The 17,610-nt window shown below is 70.9% G+C and carries 22 protein-coding genes; 14 read left to right on the top strand and 8 right to left on the bottom strand.

The window, feature by feature from the left end:
- Nucleotides 1-86: 86 nt before the first annotated feature.
- The 6 genes from AB0J64_RS47725 (at nt 87) to AB0J64_RS47700 (ending at nt 5,504) form a co-directional block, all read left to right on the top strand.
- Nucleotides 87-743, top strand: a complete 657-nt coding sequence (locus tag AB0J64_RS47725) for an epimerase (protein ID WP_364042953.1) — start codon at nt 87-89, stop codon at nt 741-743.
- Between the two features lie 80 nt (nt 744-823).
- Nucleotides 824-1,900, top strand: coding sequence for an LLM class flavin-dependent oxidoreductase (locus AB0J64_RS47720; RefSeq protein ID WP_364042951.1), 1,077 nt, complete (start codon nt 824-826; stop codon nt 1,898-1,900).
- Nucleotides 1,901-1,923: 23 nt separating this feature from the next.
- Nucleotides 1,924-2,526, top strand: a complete 603-nt coding sequence (locus AB0J64_RS47715; RefSeq protein WP_364042949.1) for an FMN reductase — start codon at nt 1,924-1,926, stop codon at nt 2,524-2,526.
- An 82-nt stretch (nt 2,527-2,608) separates the two neighbouring features.
- Entirely contained in the window at nt 2,609-3,397 is a 789-nt protein-coding gene (locus AB0J64_RS47710) for a chitosanase (RefSeq protein WP_364042947.1), read from the top strand.
- Between the two features lie 207 nt (nt 3,398-3,604).
- A complete protein-coding gene (locus tag AB0J64_RS47705) occupies nt 3,605-4,819 on the top strand; it encodes an FAD-dependent monooxygenase (protein WP_364042945.1) in 1,215 nt (404 codons plus the stop codon).
- 97 nt (nt 4,820-4,916) lie between these two features.
- The gene (locus AB0J64_RS47700; protein WP_364042943.1) at nt 4,917-5,504 is read left to right on the top strand and encodes a carboxylesterase family protein; all 588 of its coding nucleotides are present in this window, start codon (nt 4,917-4,919) and stop codon (nt 5,502-5,504) included.
- Here AB0J64_RS47700 and AB0J64_RS47695 read toward each other — a convergent pair.
- Nucleotides 5,429-6,340 carry a superoxide dismutase gene (locus AB0J64_RS47695; protein WP_364042941.1) on the bottom strand — a complete coding sequence of 304 codons (912 nt, stop codon included), beginning with the start codon at nt 6,338-6,340 and terminating at the stop codon, nt 5,429-5,431. The two genes, AB0J64_RS47700 and AB0J64_RS47695, sit on opposite strands and share 76 nt — an antisense overlap.
- Nucleotides 6,341-6,504: 164 nt before the next feature.
- Here AB0J64_RS47695 and AB0J64_RS47690 point away from each other — a divergent pair, with 164 nt between their 5' ends.
- From AB0J64_RS47690 to AB0J64_RS47670, 5 genes are read left to right on the top strand one after another with little or no spacing between them, the layout of a single operon-like run.
- Complete coding sequence (locus AB0J64_RS47690; RefSeq protein ID WP_364042939.1) at nt 6,505-6,987, top strand: hypothetical protein; 483 nt, start codon at nt 6,505-6,507, stop codon at nt 6,985-6,987.
- A 28-nt stretch (nt 6,988-7,015) separates the two neighbouring features.
- On the top strand, nt 7,016-7,621 hold the full coding sequence (locus tag AB0J64_RS47685) for a cyclodeaminase/cyclohydrolase family protein (protein ID WP_364042937.1): 606 nt from the start codon (nt 7,016-7,018) through the stop codon (nt 7,619-7,621).
- A complete protein-coding gene (locus tag AB0J64_RS47680) occupies nt 7,618-8,445 on the top strand; it encodes a bifunctional 5,10-methylenetetrahydrofolate dehydrogenase/5,10-methenyltetrahydrofolate cyclohydrolase (protein ID WP_364042935.1) in 828 nt (275 codons plus the stop codon). The genes AB0J64_RS47685 and AB0J64_RS47680 overlap by 4 nt, the downstream gene beginning before the upstream one ends.
- 19 nt (nt 8,446-8,464) lie before the next feature.
- The gene (locus AB0J64_RS47675; RefSeq protein WP_364042933.1) at nt 8,465-8,872 is read left to right on the top strand and encodes a DUF5655 domain-containing protein; all 408 of its coding nucleotides are present in this window, start codon (nt 8,465-8,467) and stop codon (nt 8,870-8,872) included.
- Nucleotides 8,865-9,599, top strand: coding sequence for a type 1 glutamine amidotransferase (locus AB0J64_RS47670; RefSeq protein ID WP_364042931.1), 735 nt, complete (start codon nt 8,865-8,867; stop codon nt 9,597-9,599). Before AB0J64_RS47675 ends, AB0J64_RS47670 begins: the two co-directional genes overlap by 8 nt.
- Here the strand turns inward: AB0J64_RS47670 and AB0J64_RS47665 are convergent.
- The 3 genes from AB0J64_RS47665 to AB0J64_RS47655 are packed head-to-tail and all read right to left on the bottom strand — an operon-like array spanning nt 9,568 to nt 12,820.
- Complete coding sequence (locus AB0J64_RS47665) at nt 9,568-10,308, bottom strand: sulfite exporter TauE/SafE family protein (RefSeq protein WP_364042929.1); 741 nt, start codon at nt 10,306-10,308, stop codon at nt 9,568-9,570. The two genes, AB0J64_RS47670 and AB0J64_RS47665, sit on opposite strands and share 32 nt — an antisense overlap.
- 9 nt (nt 10,309-10,317) lie before the next feature.
- Nucleotides 10,318-11,631 (bottom strand): NAD(P)/FAD-dependent oxidoreductase, encoded by a 1,314-nt coding sequence (locus tag AB0J64_RS47660; RefSeq protein WP_364042927.1) that lies wholly within the window; start codon nt 11,629-11,631, stop codon nt 10,318-10,320.
- 40 nt (nt 11,632-11,671) lie between these two features.
- Nucleotides 11,672-12,820, bottom strand: a complete 1,149-nt coding sequence (locus tag AB0J64_RS47655) for an alpha/beta hydrolase (RefSeq protein ID WP_364042925.1) — start codon at nt 12,818-12,820, stop codon at nt 11,672-11,674.
- Between the two features lie 115 nt (nt 12,821-12,935).
- Between AB0J64_RS47655 and AB0J64_RS47650 the strand changes: the two genes are divergently transcribed.
- A complete protein-coding gene (locus tag AB0J64_RS47650; protein WP_364042923.1) occupies nt 12,936-13,553 on the top strand; it encodes a PASTA domain-containing protein in 618 nt (205 codons plus the stop codon).
- Nucleotides 13,554-14,029: 476 nt separating this feature from the next.
- Complete coding sequence (locus tag AB0J64_RS47645) at nt 14,030-14,686, top strand: endonuclease V (protein ID WP_364042921.1); 657 nt, start codon at nt 14,030-14,032, stop codon at nt 14,684-14,686.
- A gap of 42 nt (nt 14,687-14,728) precedes the next feature.
- Here AB0J64_RS47645 and AB0J64_RS47640 read toward each other — a convergent pair whose 3' ends face one another.
- From AB0J64_RS47640 to AB0J64_RS47630, 3 genes are all read right to left on the bottom strand, one after another.
- Complete coding sequence (locus AB0J64_RS47640) at nt 14,729-15,172, bottom strand: hypothetical protein (protein ID WP_364042919.1); 444 nt, start codon at nt 15,170-15,172, stop codon at nt 14,729-14,731.
- A gap of 50 nt (nt 15,173-15,222) precedes the next feature.
- A complete protein-coding gene (locus tag AB0J64_RS47635) occupies nt 15,223-15,615 on the bottom strand; it encodes a hypothetical protein (RefSeq protein ID WP_364042917.1) in 393 nt (130 codons plus the stop codon).
- A gap of 110 nt (nt 15,616-15,725) precedes the next feature.
- Nucleotides 15,726-16,388: an NAD(P)-binding domain-containing protein gene (locus tag AB0J64_RS47630; protein ID WP_364042915.1), complete on the bottom strand. Its 663-nt coding sequence runs from the start codon at nt 16,386-16,388 to the stop codon at nt 15,726-15,728.
- A gap of 80 nt (nt 16,389-16,468) precedes the next feature.
- On the opposite strand from AB0J64_RS47630, the gene AB0J64_RS47625 reads away from it, so the two are divergent.
- Nucleotides 16,469-16,822: a helix-turn-helix domain-containing protein gene (locus AB0J64_RS47625; RefSeq protein WP_364042913.1), complete on the top strand. Its 354-nt coding sequence runs from the start codon at nt 16,469-16,471 to the stop codon at nt 16,820-16,822.
- On the opposite strand, the gene AB0J64_RS47620 is transcribed toward AB0J64_RS47625, so the two are convergent.
- Nucleotides 16,813-17,607: an HAD family hydrolase gene (locus tag AB0J64_RS47620; protein WP_364042957.1), complete on the bottom strand. Its 795-nt coding sequence runs from the start codon at nt 17,605-17,607 to the stop codon at nt 16,813-16,815. The two genes, AB0J64_RS47625 and AB0J64_RS47620, sit on opposite strands and share 10 nt — an antisense overlap.
- Between the last annotated feature and the right edge of the window lie 3 nt (nt 17,608-17,610).

The raw sequence follows: 17,610 nt of genomic DNA, 5'->3' as shown, positions 1-17,610 counted from the left end.
AGTCGTACGGCTCGATCGGCGGATACCAGTCCATCACACCCATGGGACCCTAGTACGGAACGCCGACGCTCAAGGAATGGCCTGTCATGAAAGTGATCCTTTTCGGGGCGACCGGGATGATCGGGCGCGGGGTGCTCAGGGAGTGCCTGCTCGACGACCGGGTAACCGCCGTGCTCACGGTCGGGCGGGCGCCGACGGGGCTCGCGCACGACAAGCTGCGCGAGATCCGGCACGACGACCTGCTGGATCTGGGCGCGATCGAGGGTGAGCTGAGCGGCTACGACGCGTGCTTCTTCTGCCTCGGGGTCTCGTCGGCGGGCATGAGCGAGGCGGACTACCGGCGGGTCACGTACGATTTCACGCTGTCCGCGGGGCGCACGCTGGCCCGGCTCAGCCCCGGCTCGACGTTCGTGTACGTGACCGGCGCCGGGACCGACGCCCAGGGGCGGTCCATGTGGGCCAGGGTCAAGGGCGCGACCGAGAACGCCCTGCTGGCGCTGCCGCTGGAGGCGTACATGTTCCGCCCGGGCTACATACATCCGATGCACGGCGTCACGTCCCGCACCCGGCTCTACCGGGTGGCGTACGTGGTGGCACGTCCCCTCTATCCGATCCTGCGCCGGATGTTCCCGTCGGCGATCACCACGACGGAGCAGATCGGGCGCGCCATGATCGCGGTCGCCGAGCACGGCGCGCCCAAGCGCGTCCTCGACCCCTCCGACATCAACGCTCTCGCCCTGTAGGGACCCATGGTGGAATATCCCAGGAGGGCTGAGCGCTACCGTAGCCGTCAAAGATTCAACAGTCATGGATGGTGACTAAAGTGCAGTTCGGAATCTTCAGCGTGGGCGACGTCACCACGGACCCCACCACGGGCAGGACGCCGACGGAGCACGAGCGGATCAAGGCGATGGTGGCGATCGCGCTCAAGGCCGAGGAGGTCGGGCTCGACGTGTTCGCGACGGGCGAGCACCACAACCCGCCGTTCGTGCCGTCCTCGCCGACCACCATGCTCGGCTACATCGCGGCCAGGACCGAGCGCCTGATCCTGTCCACCGCCACCACGTTGATCACGACGAACGACCCGGTCAAGATCGCCGAGGACTTCGCCATGCTGCAGCACCTGGCGGACGGGCGGGTGGACCTCATGCTGGGCCGGGGCAACACCGGGCCCGTCTACCCCTGGTTCGGGCAGGACATCAGGAACGGCATCCCGCTCGCGCTCGAGAACTACGCACTCCTGCACAAGCTCTGGCGCGAGGACGTCGTCGACTGGGAGGGGCGCTTCCGCACGCCGCTGCAGGGGTTCACCTCGACGCCGCGCCCGCTGGACGGGGTGCCGCCGTTCGTGTGGCACGGCTCGATCCGCAGCCCCGAGATCGCCGAGCAGGCCGCCTACTACGGTGACGGCTTCTTCGCCAACAACATCTTCTGGCCGAAGGAGCACTTCATGCGCCTGATCCACCTCTACCGGCAGCGGTACGCCCATTACGGCCACGGCACGCCGGAGCAGGCCGTCGTGGGCCTGGGCGGCCAGGTGTTCATGCGGAAGAACTCGCAGGACGCGGTACGCGAGTTCCGCCCGTACTTCGACGTCGCCCCCGTGTACGGCCACGGGCCGTCGCTGGAGGAGTTCATGGCGGAGACCCCGCTCACCGTGGGCAGCCCGCAGCAGGTCATCGACAGGACCCTCGAGTTCAGGGAGTACTTCGGCGACTACCAGCGCCAGCTGTTCCTGATGGACCACGCGGGGCTGCCGCTGAAGACCGTGCTGGAGCAGCTCGACATCCTCGGCGAGGAGGTCGTGCCGGTGCTGCGCAAGGAGTTCGCCAAGGACCGTCCCGCCGAGGTGCCCGACGGGCCCACCCACGCCTCCCGCGTCCCCGCCGTCACCGCCTGAACCCCGGAAAGGAGATCGACCAGATGAAGCTTGTCATCGTCACGGCGGGTCTGACGCAGCCCTCCTCCACCCGCCTGCTCGCCGACCGCCTGACCGAGGCCGTCACGCGGCAGGTGGAGGCCGAGGTGCGCGTGATCGAGCTGCGCGACCTCGCCGTGGACATCGCGAACAACTTCGTGACCGGCTTCCCGAACAGCCGGCTGCGCGAGGCGATCGAGGCGGTGACGGCGGCCGACGGGCTCATCGCGGTCACGCCGATCTTCAGCGGCTCGTACAGCGGCCTGTTCAAGTCGTTCTTCGACGTGATCGAGAACACCGCGCTGGCCGGCAAGCCCGTGCTCATCGCCGCCACCGGCGGCACGCCCCGCCACTCGCTGGCGCTGGAGCACGCGCTGCGCCCGCTCTTCGCCTACCTGCGCGCCGTCGTGGTCCCCACCGCCGTCTACGCGGCCGCGGAGGACTGGGGCGGTGCGAGCGACGCCTTCACGGACGGCCTCGGGCCGCGCATCGCCCGCGCCGCGGAGGAGCTGGCCGGCCTGCTCCGGCAGCACGGCCCCAGAGCCGAGACCAAGGATGAGGTCGTTCCGTTCGAGGAGCAACTGGCGGCACTACGTCCCTTGAGTTAGTTTTCCCCACACGGCAAGCGCTCCCCGGAGTATGGTTCGTTAGGAAGGTTTCCTAACAACCCCCTCTCCGACAGGAGCGCATGTGCTCACCGCCACACTCCTGACCCTTTCCCTCACCGTCACCGGCGCCGCCACGGCTTCGGCCTCGACCTCGGCCTCGGTTGACCTGACCGATCCGCACAAGAAGGACATCGCCATGCAGCTGGTGTCCAGCGCGGAGAACTCCTCGCTCGACTGGAAGGCCCAGTACGGCTACATCGAGGACATCAAGGACGACCGCGGCTACACGGCCGGGATCATCGGCTTCTGCTCCGGCACGGGCGACATGCTGGAGTTAGTCGAGCTCTACGCCGAGCGCGAGCCCGGCAACGTCCTGGCCAAGTACCTCCCGGCCCTGCGCAAGGTGAACGGCACCGCCTCCCACAAGGGCCTCGACCCGAACTTCACCAAGGACTGGAAGACGGCCGCCAAGGACTCCGTCTTCCAGCAGGCCCAGAACGACGAGCGCGACCGCGTCTACTTCAACCCGGCCGTGAATCAGGCCAAGCAGGACGGGCTGCGGGCGCTCGGCCAGTTCGTCTACTACGACGCCATGGTCATGCACGGGCCCGGCAGCGACAAGCTGAGCTTCGGCGGCATCAGGAAGTCCGCCCTGGCCAAGGCCAAGCCGCCGGCGCAGGGCGGGAACGAGGTGACGTACCTGAACGCGTTCCTCGACGCACGGAAGGCGGCGATGAAGGCGGAGGAGGCGCACGAGGACACGACGCGGGTGGACACGATGCAGCGCGTGTTCCTCAAGAACGGCAACCTCGACCTGGACCCGCCGCTGACCTGGAAGGTCTACGGCGACAGCTACACGATCAAGAAGTGACGCCCGCCCTGGGCGGGTGAACGCTCCGGCACGGCGCGGCGGCGGATGCCGCGCCGTGCCGCGGCTCGCGCCCCAACGTTCATGTTAGCCACCTTGACAGCACTGAGGCAACTTCTTGCCAGAAGCTCTAGAAGGGATCGACAACCCGAGGACAAGTCATTTGGAAATTTATTGCCAAACAACTGGCAATCCTGTTACGGTCTTGCCATGACGAACTCACGGCAACTCGCCAACCGCACCGTTCTGATCTCCGGCGCCAGCGTGGCCGGCCCCGCTCTGGCCTACTGGCTGCGCCGCTACGGATTCACCCCCACCGTCGTCGAGCTGGCGCCCGAGCTGCGCGAGGGCGGCTACAAGGTCGACCTGCGCGGCGTGGCCATGCAGGTCGTCGAGCGGATGGGCATGCTGGAGACCGTACGGCGGTCAAGCACCGCCATCCGCGGCGGCTCGTGGGTCGCCAAGAGCGGCAAGCCGCTGGCCACCCTGGGCCCCGACCTCATCGGTATGCGCGCTCCCGGCGACGACGAGGTGATGCGGGGCGACCTCGCCCGGCTCCTCTACGACGCGACACGTGACAGCTGCGAATACCTGTTCGGCGACACCATCACGTCCCTCCACGAAGGCCCCGACGGCGTCGACGTCACCTTCCGCCACGCCCCACCCCGCCGCTTCGACCTCGTCATCGGCGCCGACGGCCTGCACTCGACCGTGCGCCGCCTGGCCTTCGGTCCGGAGGAGCGCTACGTCCACCCCCTCGGGATGCACGCGGCCGTCTTCACCGTCCCCAACCACCTCGGACTCGACCACTGGGAACTGCTCTACCCGACGCCTGGCAAGGTGGTGAACGTCTACGCCACCCGGCCCGACACCGCGAAGGCGCAGTTCGTCTTCCCGAGTCCCGCCGTCCTGCCCGACCGTTACGACAGGGCCGCCCAGCAGCGCATACTGACCGAGGCGTTCGCCGGCGTCGGATGGGAGAGCGACACGCTGCTGCGAGCCATGCCGTACTCGCCGGACTTCTACTTCACGCCGGTCAGCCAGGTCCGCATGGACCACTGGTCCGCCGGCCGGATCGCCCTGGTCGGCGACGCCGCCTACAGCCCGTCCCCGCTGTCCGGGCAGGGCACCAGCCTCGCGCTGGTGGGCGCGTACGTGCTGGCCGGCGAACTGAGCGCGGCGGCGGGCGACCATCGTGCGGCTTATGCCGGATATCGGGAAGCGATGCGCGAGTACGTGGATGTGAACGTGACGCTCGGCGCGAGCAACGCCGCGCAGATGGTCGCGGGCAGCCCGGGGCAGATCAGGATGCAGACCACGATGATGCGGCTGGTCAACCGCCTGCCGTGGAAGGATCTGGCGATGCGGCCGATCATGAAGCCGCTCAACCAGGCCGCCAACGCGCTCACGCTCGCGGCGTACTGAGTGGGCGTTGCTCGCCTTGCCGCCGAGTCGTGGCGCTCTTTCCGCCGAACGACCGTAGAACGGAGGCATCCCTCCTCTGGCAAGGAAGGTGACAACGATGATCGTGACGGAACGCCCCGTCGTAGGCACCGAGTCGGGGAGCGTGCAGGGCATCGTCGAGGACGGCGTCGCCGCGTTCCGCGGCATTCCCTACGCGGCTTCCCCGCTGGGTGACCGGCGCTTCGCCGCCCCCGAGCAGCACCCGACCGGTGGCTGGGACCGGTACGACGGCCGCAGTCAGGCCGCCGTCCTCTCCTGGGTGAAGCGCAATATCACCGCCTTCGGCGGGGATCCCGGCAGCCTCACTGTCGGCGGCCAGTCCGCCGGCGCCTTCTCCGCTCTCTACCTCGCCCTCTCACCGGTCACCGGCCCGCAGATCAAGCGGGTCATCACCCAGAGCGGTCCCTGGGGGCTCCCCCCGCAAGACCCCGGGCAGGCGGCCGACCATGCCCGGCGCTTCCTCACGATCCTCGGCCTGGAGCGCAGCCCGGATCCCGTCGCCGCCCTGCGTACTGTCCCAGCGGGGGATCAGCAGACTCCGCCGTCGGCGCGCAGCCGCCCGAAGAAGGGTCAGGGAGCGATGGCGACCACCGTGTACGGCGTGTCAGGGGTCGGGGTCGTCGTGAAGCGGGCGTTGGGCAGGTAGAGGCGGTCACCGAAGGCGGCCACCGTCGTCGGGACGTCGAAGCGGGGATCGGTCAGCCGTTTCACGACCTTGCCGGACGAGCCGTCCCGCGCCAGGCTCACGACGGCGACCGTGTTCAGGCGGTTCTGCACCGCGTACAGGGTCCGTCCGGACAGCAGCAGGCCGTCGCCGTTGACGAGCGACTCGCCGCCCAGGTCCACCTCGGTGGTGACCCCGGAGGACGGGTCGGCCTCGAACAGCTTGCCGGTGTTGGACTGGACGATCAGCAGCGACTCGCGGTCGGGGCTGGGGGCGATGCCGTTGGCGTTGTTGCCGGTCGTGTACTGGATGGCGCCCGAGAGCGGGATCTTGACGGCCTCCCCGGGCAGCGAGCCGCCGCGCCCGAGCGGGAGCTTGTAGAGCACCGGGTTGGTGGAGTCGGTGAAGTACGCGGCGTGCCCCGTGAGGATGACGTCGTTGACGAACGACGGCCCGGTGGCCAGCGTGTACGACTTGAGGACCTCCCCGGTACGCAGATCGATCACCCGGGCGTTCCCCCCGCTGCCCCCGGCCACGAACAGCCGCCCGCGCCCGTCGGTCTTCAGCCCGAGCGAAGGTGTGCCCGGGCCCTTGCTGATGACGGACCCCTTGCCGGTGCGCAGGTCGGCCCGGTAGATGTCGCCGGTCGCGCGGGAACCGAAGTAGGCGTACGGCCCCGGCCCGGTCGCGATGCCCTCCGGCTGGAACCCGTTCGGCAGGGCGAACGTGTCGGGGTTCGCCCCGGCCTGCGCGGGTGCGCTGACGACAAGGACGGCGGCCAAGGCGCTGAGTGCGGTCTTCAGGATCGCGGATCTCATGCCCCCCACGATGCCCGGGGCCGCGGCCTCGGCAAAGGCCCAGGCGCGGCCTTCACAGGGAGTTTTCAGCAACGCACGCTGCCGAGGCGGTCGCGGGGTAGGTTTGGACAAAAGCGAACAAACGGGGTTGAGTTATGTCAAACGGTGCCCGTCACGCTCTGGGAGTGGTCGCTGGGCTGCTCCTCCCTCCTCTGGTAGCCGCCGGGCTGTGGTTCGGCGTCGGTGAGATCCTGGTCGTGTCCAGGGCGACGTTCCAGATCTCCTGGCTCGGACTGGCCGTGGTGGCCGCGTCGGGCATCGTGCTCGCGCTCCTGGCCGGCTCGCGGCTGTCGCCCGTCGCCTCCCTGCTGGGCGGCCTGGCGTTCACGGCCCTGGGCATCCTGCCCACGCTCGAGATGCAGGGTGTACGGGTGCTGCCCGACCGGTGGCTGCCGGCCGGCATGGAGGCGGGTTTCCAGACGGTGGCGTACTCGGGGGTGCTGCTGTTCCTCGGCGTGGCGCTGCTGGTCGTCTCGCTGTTCCCGTCGCGGTGGCGCTCGTCGGCGAGGCACGTCGAGTACGCGGACCCGTACGGCTCGTCGGCACCCTCGCCGTACCTGCCGCAGGGCGGACCGGAGGACGCCACGCGGCCGATGTTCCGCGAATGAGGAGCGCGCGGCCTGACAGAATGCCGGCATGCGCGACACAAGGATCATCGATTTCCTGGCCGAGCTGGCCGACAGAGCGCCCGCGCCGGGAGGCGGCGCGACGGCGGCCCTGCACGCGGCGCAGGCCGCCGCGCTGCTCGGCATGGTCGCCCGTTACACGACCGGGGAGAAGTACGCGAGGCACGCCGAGACCGTCGTCTCCGTGATCGCCGAGACCGACACGTTGCGGGCCAGGTCGTTGCGCCTGGCCGAGGAGGACGCGGCGGCGTTCACCGCGGTCACCGACGCCTACCGGCTGCCCAAGGGCGAGGAGCGCAGCGCCGCCATCGCCAGGGCGCTGGCCGGCGCGGCCGAGCCGCCCGCCAGAGTGGTCGAGGCCGCCAGGCGGGTGATCGAGCTGTGCGAGGTGCTGCTGCCGATCTCCAACCGCAACGTGATCACCGACGTGGCCGCCGCCGCTGAGGCCGCACGCGCCGCGCTCACCACGGCCAGGGTGAACGTCGAGGTCAACCTGTCAGGCATCAAGGACGAGCGGGTACGCGAGCAGCTGAACCACCGTGTCTCCGGCGTGGACGCGGCCGTCGCCAGGGCAGACTGGGTGACCGCCGAGGTACGCGAGGAGATCAAGTCGTGAGGACGCTGACCGGGAAAGAGCTGGCCGCCGCCATCAGGGCCCAGACGGAGGCCGAGGCCGCGGCGGGCCCGCAACCGCGGCTGGCCGTGGTCGTGGCCACGGCCGACGAGGCGAGTCTGTGGTACGTCCGGTCGATCGCCAAGGCGGCCTCCGGCGTGGGCATCGCCTGCGACGTGGTCGACCTCGGCCCCGAGGCCGCCCCGGAGCGGATCGACGACACGCTGGCCAAGCTCAGCGCCGACGCCAACGTCCACGGCGTCATGCTGCAGACCCCGCTCCCGGCGGGCGCCTCCGCGCAGCGGCTGGCCGCGGCCATCGATCCGCGCAAGGACGTCGACGGCGCCAACCCGCTCTCGCTCGGCCGGCTCGCCGCCGGGCTGCCCGCGTTCGCGCCCGCCACGGCGGCGGCCGTGCTGGCGCTGCTCGACCACTACGAGGTGGAGCTGCAGGGGCGGCGGGCGGTGGTGGTCGGGCGTTCGACCGTGGTGGGCAAGCCGCTGGCGCACCTGCTGCTCGACCGGCACGCCACCGTCACGGTCTGCCACTCGCGCACCCGCGACCTGGCCTCCGTCACCTCCACCGCCGAGGTGCTGGTCGCGGCGGTGGGCCGGCCGGCGCTGATCGGCGCCGGGCATGTCGCGCCGGGCGCGGTGGTGATCGACGTCGGCACCAATCCCACGGACGACGGCGGGCTGATCGGCGACGTCGACTTCGGCGCGGTGGCGGAGGTGGCGGGGGCGCTCACCCCGGTGCCCGGTGGCGTCGGCCCGGTGACGACCGCGCTGCTGCTCCGCCACACGGCCCGCGCGGCGAACCTGCCATGACCACGTTAACGGCGCTCTCGTGACCCGGTGGACGTGCCCCGAGTGCGATCGGGAGTTCGGGCGTGCGCGGCAGTCGCACGTGTGCGTGCCGGGCTGCACGGTGGACGAGACGTTCGAGCCGCACCCGCCGGTCTACCACGAGATCTACGACCGGCTGGTCGGGCGGCTTAGGCGGCTCGGGCCGCTCCACGAGGACGCGGTACGGGTGGGGGTGTTCCTCAAGAGCGAGCGCAAGTTCGCCGAGATACGCCCGAAGGCGCGCAGCCTCAACCTGTGGCTGGAGCTGCCCAGGCAGGTCGAGCACCCGCTGATCGCCCGGGCGCTGCCGATCGCCGGCGGGCGGACTGCGCACGTCTTCAAGCTCAACCGCGTGGAGGACGTGGACGAGCAGATCTTGGACTGGATGGCGGAGGCCTACGATGAGTGACGTTCTGATCATTCAGAACAGCAGGAGCGGCGGCCCCAGCCGGCTGGGCGGCTGGCTGGAGGAGGCCGGGCTGGGCCTGGACGTCGTGCTCGCCCACGAGGGCGCTCCCCTGCCCGCCCGCCTCGACCACGCCGCCGTCGTCATGCTCGGCGGCGGCTACCTGCCCGGTGACGACGACAGGGCGCCGTGGCTGGCCGACGCCAGACGGCTCGTGGGTCAGGCGCTGGAGGACGGCGTGCCGATGTTCGGCATCTGCCTGGGCGGCCAGCTGCTCGCGGAGGTGGCGGGCGGCGAGGTGACCGGCGACACGGGAGCGCCGGAGAACGGCAGCCTGCCGCTCACGATCCGGCCCGAGGCCGCCGGTGACCCGCTGTTCCACGGGCTTCCCCCTCAGGTGCCCGCGATCGAGCACCACAAGGACGCGATCACCCGGCTGCCCGCCGGGGCCGTCTGGCTGGCGGAGACGGACGCCTGCCCGTACCAGGCGTTCCGGGTGGGCGAGCGGGCCTGGGGCGTGCAGTTCCACCCCGAGGTGCTGCCCGCGCGCATCCGGGAGTGGTCGCCTGACGGGTTCGACCCCGAGCAGGTGTACGCGAAGGCGGTGGCGGACGAGCCGGTGTCCACCCCGATCTGGCACCGGGTGACCGCCCGCTTCGCCGCGCTCGCCATCGGGGCGCACGACGTACTCCCAGAGGTCAGCGCGAGTACGAGTCCCAGCCCAGCTTGATCGCCACCGCCAGCCCGCAGGCCGCCGCCACATAGCGCAGGCTGTCGCCCGGCAGCCTGCGGGCGATCGTCGGCCCGATCCACCCCCCGACCAGGAACCCGGCCGCCAGCGGCACCGCCGCGCCCCAGTCCACCGGCCCGAACAGCGCGAACCCGAGCGCCGCCACCGCGTTCGCCAGCCCGGACATCACGTTCTTCATCGCGTTCAGCTTGGCCGCCGAGTGGCCCAGCATGAAGGCCAGCACGGCGAACACCATCAGCCCTCCCGCCGCGCCGAAATACCCGGTGTAGATCGTCACGGCGAACAGCAGCACCCTCCCCAGCACGCCGTGCTCGCCGCCCGCCCGCACCGACGGCGGCCTGACCAGCAGTAACGAGGCCATCGCGATGAGCCACGGCGCGATCAGCTCGAACGTCCTGGACGGGGTCACCAGCAGCAGCAACGCGCCCGTCGCGCCGCCGATCGCGGCCACGGGGCCGAGCTTGAGCACGCGGCCGCCCTCGCCTGCCAGCTCGGGCCGCGAGCCGGCGGCGGCGCCGATGCCGGTGAAGACGAGGGCGACGGTGTTGGTGACGTTCGCGGTCAGCGGGGGCAGGCCGAAGGCGAGGAGCGCCGGATAGGAGACGATCGAGGCGAGACTGACGACCGTGCTCACCAGCCCGGCCGCGACACCGACTCCGAGCAGGCCGAGAATGTGTCCGACGATCATCCGGATATGTTATGGCTTGTACCTTTTTGTCCTGGTGACCAGGGGCCTTCTCGCGAGGACGAGCGCCAGGATCGCGGCGGCCGCCCCGGCCGCCGCCCAGCGGCGCTGGCGGGCGACGCGCCGCTCCACCTGCGCGTACGGGGTGGTCGAGAACGAGACGAGCTCGTACCGGGAGACGTAGCCGGGCACCACGCGCTCGAGTGCGTGCTCGACCCGCTTGCCCGCCAGGAACGTCCGGGAGCCGACCTTGTCGCGCATCTCCACGAAGTTCTCCAGGGCCAGCCGGGCGATGACGTCGGTGTCCGCCTTGCGCCGCTCGAACAGCTCCAGCGCCACGGTGAAGTCGTCCCCCGCCTCGTCCAGGCAGCGGTCCAGCTCGACGCAGTCCTCGAAGCCGCAGTTGGCGCCCTGGCCGTAGAAGGGCACGATGGCGTGCGCGGCGTCGCCGACGAGCCCGATCGTGACCGCCTCGGTGGTGACGTGCCAGGGCGAGCAGCGCATGGTGACCAGGTGCCCGACCGGATTGTCCAGGTACGCCGGGACCAGGTCGGGCATCAGCTCGAACGCGTCCGGATAGTGCTCGGCGAAGTACGCCTTGATCTTCCTCGGGCTGTCCAGGGCGGCCAGGCTCTTGTGCGGCCAGAACAGGGTGCAGGTGAAGGATCGGTCGGCGTTCGGCAGGGCGATCATCATGGAGCGGCCGCGCGGCCAGATGTGCAGCGCGCCCGGCTCCATGGCGAACCGGCCCGCACGCGGCGGGATCGACAGCTCCTTGTAGCCGTAGTCGAGGTAGTCCTGGCTGAAGCTGACGCCGGGGAACTGCTGCAGCCTGGCCCGCACCGCGCTGTACGCCCCGTCCGCGCCGATCACCACCCGCGCCGTCCTTCCCGGGCCCGGCTCGAACTCCAGCTCGCCGGTCCGCTCGTCGAGCCCGACGAGCCGCCGGCCGAACCGCACCTCGACCCCGGGGTGCGCGGTGGCCGCGTCGAGGAGCTCCCTGTTGAGCTCGGCCCGGCCGATGGAGTTGATCGCATGCCTCCGGTCGGCGCTGTAGGGCTGGAAGGTGAGGGCGCCGTCGGGGGCGTGCATCATCCGGCCCGCCATGGGGAGCGCCGCGTCCAGGACCTTCCCGTCGAGGCCGAGGCGGCGCAGGGCGTCGATGCCCCGCTCGGAGATGGCCAGGTTGATCGACCTGCCGCGGTCGGGGCCGTGCGCCCGGGGGTCGGGGCGGCGCTCGTACAGGATGACCTGGTGGCCGCGGCGGGCCAGGAAACAGGCGAGCAGGCAGCCGACCAGCCCGGCGCCGACGATCGTGACCTCCATGCTTCCTTCGTACGGTGGGACCGGGCCGATGTCCAGGACGCTAGTGCCGCAGCGCGCTCACGATGGCGCGCGCCGTGGCCTGCCAGATCGGCGTTCCCGGGTTGATGACGTCGAAGTGGTCGCCGGGCATTTCGACGTAGGTCACGTCGTCGCCGGACTCCTTGGCGGCGCGTGCGTGGCGTCGGCTGAAGTCGACCAGGTCCAGGTCGTCGGCGGTGCCCTGGACGATGAGCTGGCGTACGTGGAGCGGGAGCCGGAGGAGGGGCGATGACTCCGCGTACAGCGACGCGGCCTCTTCGTCCGCGGGGTGGCCGGATGTGGTGGCGGGCGCGGGTGCGCCCAGTGCGGAGGCTACGGCGCCGGAGCTGAGCCAGCGCCTGTCGCCCTGGACGAGGTCGAGCACGCCTGCCAGCGAGACCGCCAGCACGATCCGCGCCTCCCCGCCCAGGGCTCCGGACTGAGCGGCGCGGTCGGCCGCGGCACGCAGGGCGAGCTGCGCGCCCGCCGAGTGCCCGACGACGGCGACCTTGCCCAGGTCCAGAGCCGCCGTCACCTCGGAGATCGTCGTGAGGGCGGCCAGCCCGGCCGCCACGTCCGCCGTGGTCGCGTGCCAGCCGTGCAGGTCGGGCCGCCGGTATTCGAGGTTCCACACCGCGAACCCGCGCCCCGCCAGGTCGGCGCAGAGTGGCTCCATGAGGTCGGCCGCCCAGATGGACCGCCAGTAGCCGCCGTGAACGAGCACCACGGCCGGCACTGCCCGTCCGCCCTCCGGCCCGCCCGGCAGGTACAGCTCGCCCCACTGATCCGGCTGCTCCCCGTACGCGATCCGCCGGGACGGGTGCCGTACGCGGTGCACGGCGTGCCGGACCCCCCAGGCCAGCCCGTTGATGCCGCGCCCGTGAAGGTGCGCGGCACCGGCCCCCGCCGTCACCCCGTCGGCGCGCTCGACGTCCACCCAGACCACCGCCCCGAGTGGCCGCCCGATCAGCGCGCGCACCTCGTCCGATGGCCCGGGCAGCACGACCGCGGAGGCCGCGCCGTTCACCAGGGACAGGACGTGGGCGGCGTCGCGGGCGTGGACGAGCGTGCCGGAGACGCCGAGCGTGGCGAACTCGCGCGTGGCGATCTCCTGGAGCAGCCCGGCGTCGGCCACCACGCCAGGACCGACCACCACCAGCACTTCGCTCATATTTCCGACCCTACAGACGTGACCTCAAGGAACTCGTCATCGCCGGCGCGGTTGCCCTGTCACGCGAAGACGACCATGATCGTTGTGTCATGTCCGGTCACGCTCGGAGCGGCATATGGTGGGGATCAGGCCCCTTGTTCTCGGTCTGCTGATGGTGCCCGTGCTCGGCCTGGCGGCCTGCTCGGGCGGAGGCGAGGGCAGCGCCTCCACCGGAGCGAGCGGGGGGAGCGGCGCAGGATCGCAACGTCCGTCACCTGCGCTGCCCTCCTTCAAAGGAAAGACGTTCGACGCCGTCACCGGCGAGTTGAACCGCTCCTGGCCCACCTACACCACCGCCTACAGGGCCCTGCCGGACGGCCATCTGTTCGACGGTGAGTCCTACTCCGGCACCTGGATCGTCTGCACGCAGGTCGAGGACTCTCAGGCGAAGAAGGTGGAGTTGGGTTTCCTGCCCCCGCAGGTGCCCTGCCCACCCGACGGCCGCGTCACCAACTGGCCCGTCGTGCCGAACTTCGTCGGCAAGACCGGCGACGAGGCGAAACAGGCCGCCTTGCAGCTCGGCTTCCCATACGTCAGCAGCCAGCCCATCGTGACCGAGGGATTCGACGACAGCTCGCACTTCAAACGCACCGTCTGCACCCAGGAGCCGCCCGCCGGCCAGAGCATGCGCCTGCACTACGGCACGACGCTGGACCTGCGAGTCGCCGACAGCAAGGGGTCCTGCACCCCGTAGCCGCCCCCTTCGTACACCCCGCCTGGGCGGACAGGGCCGGCAGTTCGGTGACTCAGGTGGTGGAAGCACGTGCAGTCAGCCGCGTGGGGTGAACTGCGCGAGGTCGTAGATGCCGAGCGACTTTTCGATGTCGGCCACCTGGTTGACGATGCCGGTGAAGCCGGCCTGGTGCCACGACCAGGCCGCCTGCCAGCGCGGCAGGCAGCGCCAGCATGTTACGCCGCCCCGTCTCCGGCGCTTGGCGGGCGCCCGTCCCGTGATCCGTCACGACTGACCACCGTCCCCGAGTCCTGGAAGCCGACCATGCCTTCGGAATCCTTCCCATGGGTCGGTGATCGGGGGCATGGGCCAGGTCATGGATGTCACAGGAAAAGCGTTCAGGTGCTTGCGCCGCACGCCGAGCGCGGGTCCGGCGGTCGACTGCGTGTTCAGCCCTCCGTCCTACGGATGCCGCAAAGACGCTTACCTTAAGGCGGGTGCGGATAAAGCAGCTTCACCCGTGGCCCACCACCGTCGCCGAGGCCGAGTCCATCCAGGACCGCCTCCGCGGACACGTCGAGCTCACGGGACCCACCGCCTTCTCCCTGGTGGCGGGCCTCGACGTGCATTACCGGAGCGACTCGCTGACAGCCGCCGTGGTCGTCCTCGACGCCGGCACGCTGGAGACGGTGGAGGAGGTGGCGGTCGAGGGCAAGGTGGCGTTCCCGTACGTGCCGGGCCTGTTCGCCTTCCGCGAGCTGCCCACGCTGGTGGAGGCGCTCGAACGGCTCACCGTAACGCCCGACCTGCTGGTCTGCGACGGGTACGGGCTGGCGCATCCGCGCGGCTTCGGGCTGGCCTGCCACCTGGGCGTGCTGACCGGGCTGCCCGCGCTCGGCGTCGGCAAGACGCCCTTCATCGGCACGTACGACATGCCCGGGGCGGAGCGGGGCGACTGGTCGCCGATCGTCCATGAGGGCGCCGTCGTGGGGCGAGCGCTGCGCACCCAGCGGGGCGTCAAGCCGGTGTACGTCTCCCAGGGGCACCGCATCTCCCTGGACACGGCCACCGACCAGGCCCTACGCCTCGCTCCCCGCTACCGCCTCCCGGACCCGATCCGCCACGCCGACCACCTGGCCCGCCATCCCGGCTGACCGCACCTGCCGGGCCGGGCGTGGCGAGAAGGGCCGTCGGTATCAGCCGTCCGCCATGCCGAGGGCGGCCAGGACCTTGTCCAGCTTGGCATCGACCGACTGGAACCGCTTGTCGAACCGTGTCTCCATCCGATCGAGCCTGGCATCGACCGACTCGAACCGCTTGTCGATCTGATCGAGCCTGGCATCGACCGACTCGAACCGCTTGTCCATCTGATCGAGCCTGGCGTCGACCGACTCGAACCGCGTGTCCATCCGGTCAGTCAGCCGCCGTTCGAGGGCGTTCAGGTGCTCTTTCGTCGCGAGCGTGGCATGACCGGCCAGGATCTCCCCCAGCACCGGCTCGGTGTAGTTGAGGATCTCCTCGCGGATCATCGCGGGGAGCTTCGCCTTGGTATTCACGATGTCGCCGTCGACGGTGACGGCCCACGCCTCCAGTTTCTGGACGCGGTCGGCGAGGTGTGCGCAATCGTGGGGAGCGGTCATGCCGCAATGATAGATCGATCACGGCATGCGACGCACCGAATACGCAGAGTTCAAGCAACGGGCCGAGCAGAAGGAAGGCGCCAGGCCCAGACGAGGAGCCAGACGCTGAGGCCGAAGAGGGCCATGGCGAGGGGCACGTGCACCGCCAGCACGCCCGACCCGCCCATGGCGGACTGGAGGAAGCCGAGCAGCAGCACCGCGAGGCTGACCAGCGCGGGCCGGCCCGCGACGCGGCCAGGGCGCCACAGCAGGACGGCCGCGACGAGCTGCACCAGGCCCAGCACGTGCACGGCGAGCGCCCCCGTGCCGTGGGCGCCCACCCCTCCGCCGCTCATGAGCTGCCCGGCCGTCACGGCCTGGGCCAGCACGGACAGCGTGTTGAGCACGACCGCGACCTTGAACGCGGTCACATATCCGCTCCCCTTGGCGACCTGGGTTACCACTGGACTTCTCCTTTGACCTCGGGTGAAGGTCTCCAGGATCTTGCCGGTGCCGCCGCCGGCACATCCGCCGGTCGTCGTCATCCCCGATACGCCGCCGGTCGTACGCCCCGCTACGAGACGCCCGAGTGGGACATCGGCGGCAGGACGGCCTGGGCGTCGGCGCCGCCGAACCAGAGCCCGATCATGAACGCCGCCGTCGCCTCCAGCAGCGTGGCCCGCGCCAGCCCGCCGCCGTCCACGGGCGTGCAGCCGAGGTCGGCGACCAGCGTGCGCACGGCCGCCAGGGCCGCCGGGTCGTCGCCGCACAGCGGCACGGCGAGCGGCCTGCCGTCGAACACCGGAGGCGTCATCCGCCAGACGTCCACATGGCACAGGTTGAACGCCTTCACCACGTGACCGCCTGTGAGATCGCGAATCATCGTGGCGATCGGCCGGGCGGGGTCGAAGGGGCCTTCGGCGTTGGCGACGTCGATGACGGGCTTGCCGCGCAGCGCCGCGCCTGCCGCCTGGAGCACGCCGGCGAGCCCCGCCTGCCTGACGGCCACCATCACCACCTCCCCGAACTCCGCCGCCTCCGCCCAGCTGCCGGCGCGCACGGCCGCGCCCTCCGCCTGCGCCCGGAGCTGCGCCGGGACCTGCGCGGTCATGCTCGCCGCCCGGGACGCGCTCACCGCCGCGTCCCGCCCACTGATCATCACCTCGTGGCCCGCCCTGGCCCACTGCGTGCCCAGGGCGTCCGCCATACCGCCCGCCCCCAGGATCCCGATCCGCATGTCCGTCCTCCCATGTGTGAACTGGTAGAAGGACTGTAGAAAGGACGTCACACACCATTCGGTGCCTAACGGAGGCTCTCTTGTTCGTCGCCGACTGCCAGGCGAGGCTGGCCTTCGACCTGCTGGCCAACACCTGGAACGCGGTCGTCCTCTGGGCGCTGCGCCACGGCCCGCGCCGCCCTGGACGGCTGCGCGAGGAGATCGGCGGCATCAGCACCAAGGTCCTCACCGAGACGCTGCGCCGCCTGGAGTTCAACGGCCTCGTGGCACGCCGCGCCTACGCGGAGGCCCCTCCCCGCGTCGAGTACGAGCTGACCGACCTCGGCCGCACCCTCCTCGGCCCGATCGAGGCGTTCGGAGCCTGGGCGTACGACCACGCCGACGAGGTGATGGCCGCTCAGGACCGCTGGCCTGCCCACGAGCGTCAGCCGTAGAGGGACTCCAGCACGGCGGCCACCCCGTCCTCGTCGTTGGAGAGCGTCCGGCGCTCGGTCGCCGCCAGCACCAGGTGGTGCGCGTTGGCCATGGCGTACCCGGCGCCCGCGTAGGCGAGCACGGCCAGGTCGTTCGGCATGTCCCCGAACGCCACCACCTCGCCGGGCTCGATCCCCCGCTCCCGGCAGAGCACGTCGAGCGTGCCCGCCTTCGTCACCCCGGGCGCGCTGATCTCGAGGAGCCCGTCCACGCCGGAGTGCGTGACCTCCGCCTGGCCCTCGATCGCCGCGATCACGGCCGTGAACATCTCGTCCGCCGTGTGGCCGGGCGACAGGGCGAGCAGCTTGACGATCGGGTCGTCACCGTCGAAGACGGAGCTGACCTCGCGGTAGTACGCCAGGTCGTGCTCGACGCGCCGGGTGTAGGCAGGGTCGGTGACGATGTTCCTGCCAGTCTCGACGGCCAGGCCGACGCCGGGCAGGGCCTCGGAAAGAGCCTCCGCGACACGCGCCGCCGCCGCCCGGTCGAGGAGGTGGCTGGCGGTGATCTCGTCGGTGGCCAGGTCGTACACGATCGCGCCGTTGCTGCAGATCGCGGTGCCCGAGACGCCCGCCTGGCCGGCGATCGCGCGGATGCCGCGCGGCGCCCTGGCGGTGACGAAGACGATCTCTGCTCCGGCCGCGCGGGCCAGCTGGAGAGCCTTCCTGGTACGGGGGGTGATGACGCCGGATGAGTTGAGCAGGGTGCCGTCGAGGTCGGTGGCCACGATGCGCGGGGGAGTCATGGT

Source organism: Nonomuraea sp. NPDC049695, assembly GCF_040674955.1.
In the GTDB taxonomy this organism is placed as follows: Bacteria; Actinomycetota; Actinomycetes; order Streptosporangiales; family Streptosporangiaceae; genus Nonomuraea; species Nonomuraea helvata.
The sequence above is the reverse complement of the archived record's forward strand: the minus strand, read 5'-3'. Positions and strand labels throughout refer to the sequence as shown.

Coding starts and splice junctions, on each gene's coding strand:
- AB0J64_RS47725 (WP_364042953.1), top strand. CDS start 87: ATGAAAGTGATCCTTTTCGGGGCGACCGGGATGATCGGGCGCGGGGTG.
- AB0J64_RS47715 (WP_364042949.1), top strand. CDS start 1,924: ATGAAGCTTGTCATCGTCACGGCGGGTCTGACGCAGCCCTCCTCCACC.
- AB0J64_RS47705 (WP_364042945.1), top strand. CDS start 3,605: ATGACGAACTCACGGCAACTCGCCAACCGCACCGTTCTGATCTCCGGC.
- AB0J64_RS47700 (WP_364042943.1), top strand. CDS start 4,917: ATGATCGTGACGGAACGCCCCGTCGTAGGCACCGAGTCGGGGAGCGTG.
- AB0J64_RS47695 (WP_364042941.1), bottom strand. CDS start 6,340: ATGAGATCCGCGATCCTGAAGACCGCACTCAGCGCCTTGGCCGCCGTC.
- AB0J64_RS47685 (WP_364042937.1), top strand. CDS start 7,016: ATGCGCGACACAAGGATCATCGATTTCCTGGCCGAGCTGGCCGACAGA.
- AB0J64_RS47670 (WP_364042931.1), top strand. CDS start 8,865: ATGAGTGACGTTCTGATCATTCAGAACAGCAGGAGCGGCGGCCCCAGC.
- AB0J64_RS47665 (WP_364042929.1), bottom strand. CDS start 10,308: ATGATCGTCGGACACATTCTCGGCCTGCTCGGAGTCGGTGTCGCGGCC.
- AB0J64_RS47660 (WP_364042927.1), bottom strand. CDS start 11,631: ATGGAGGTCACGATCGTCGGCGCCGGGCTGGTCGGCTGCCTGCTCGCC.
- AB0J64_RS47655 (WP_364042925.1), bottom strand. CDS start 12,820: ATGAGCGAAGTGCTGGTGGTGGTCGGTCCTGGCGTGGTGGCCGACGCC.
- AB0J64_RS47650 (WP_364042923.1), top strand. CDS start 12,936: ATGGTGGGGATCAGGCCCCTTGTTCTCGGTCTGCTGATGGTGCCCGTG.
- AB0J64_RS47640 (WP_364042919.1), bottom strand. CDS start 15,172: ATGACCGCTCCCCACGATTGCGCACACCTCGCCGACCGCGTCCAGAAA.
- AB0J64_RS47630 (WP_364042915.1), bottom strand. CDS start 16,388: ATGCGGATCGGGATCCTGGGGGCGGGCGGTATGGCGGACGCCCTGGGC.
- AB0J64_RS47620 (WP_364042957.1), bottom strand. CDS start 17,607: ATGACTCCCCCGCGCATCGTGGCCACCGACCTCGACGGCACCCTGCTC.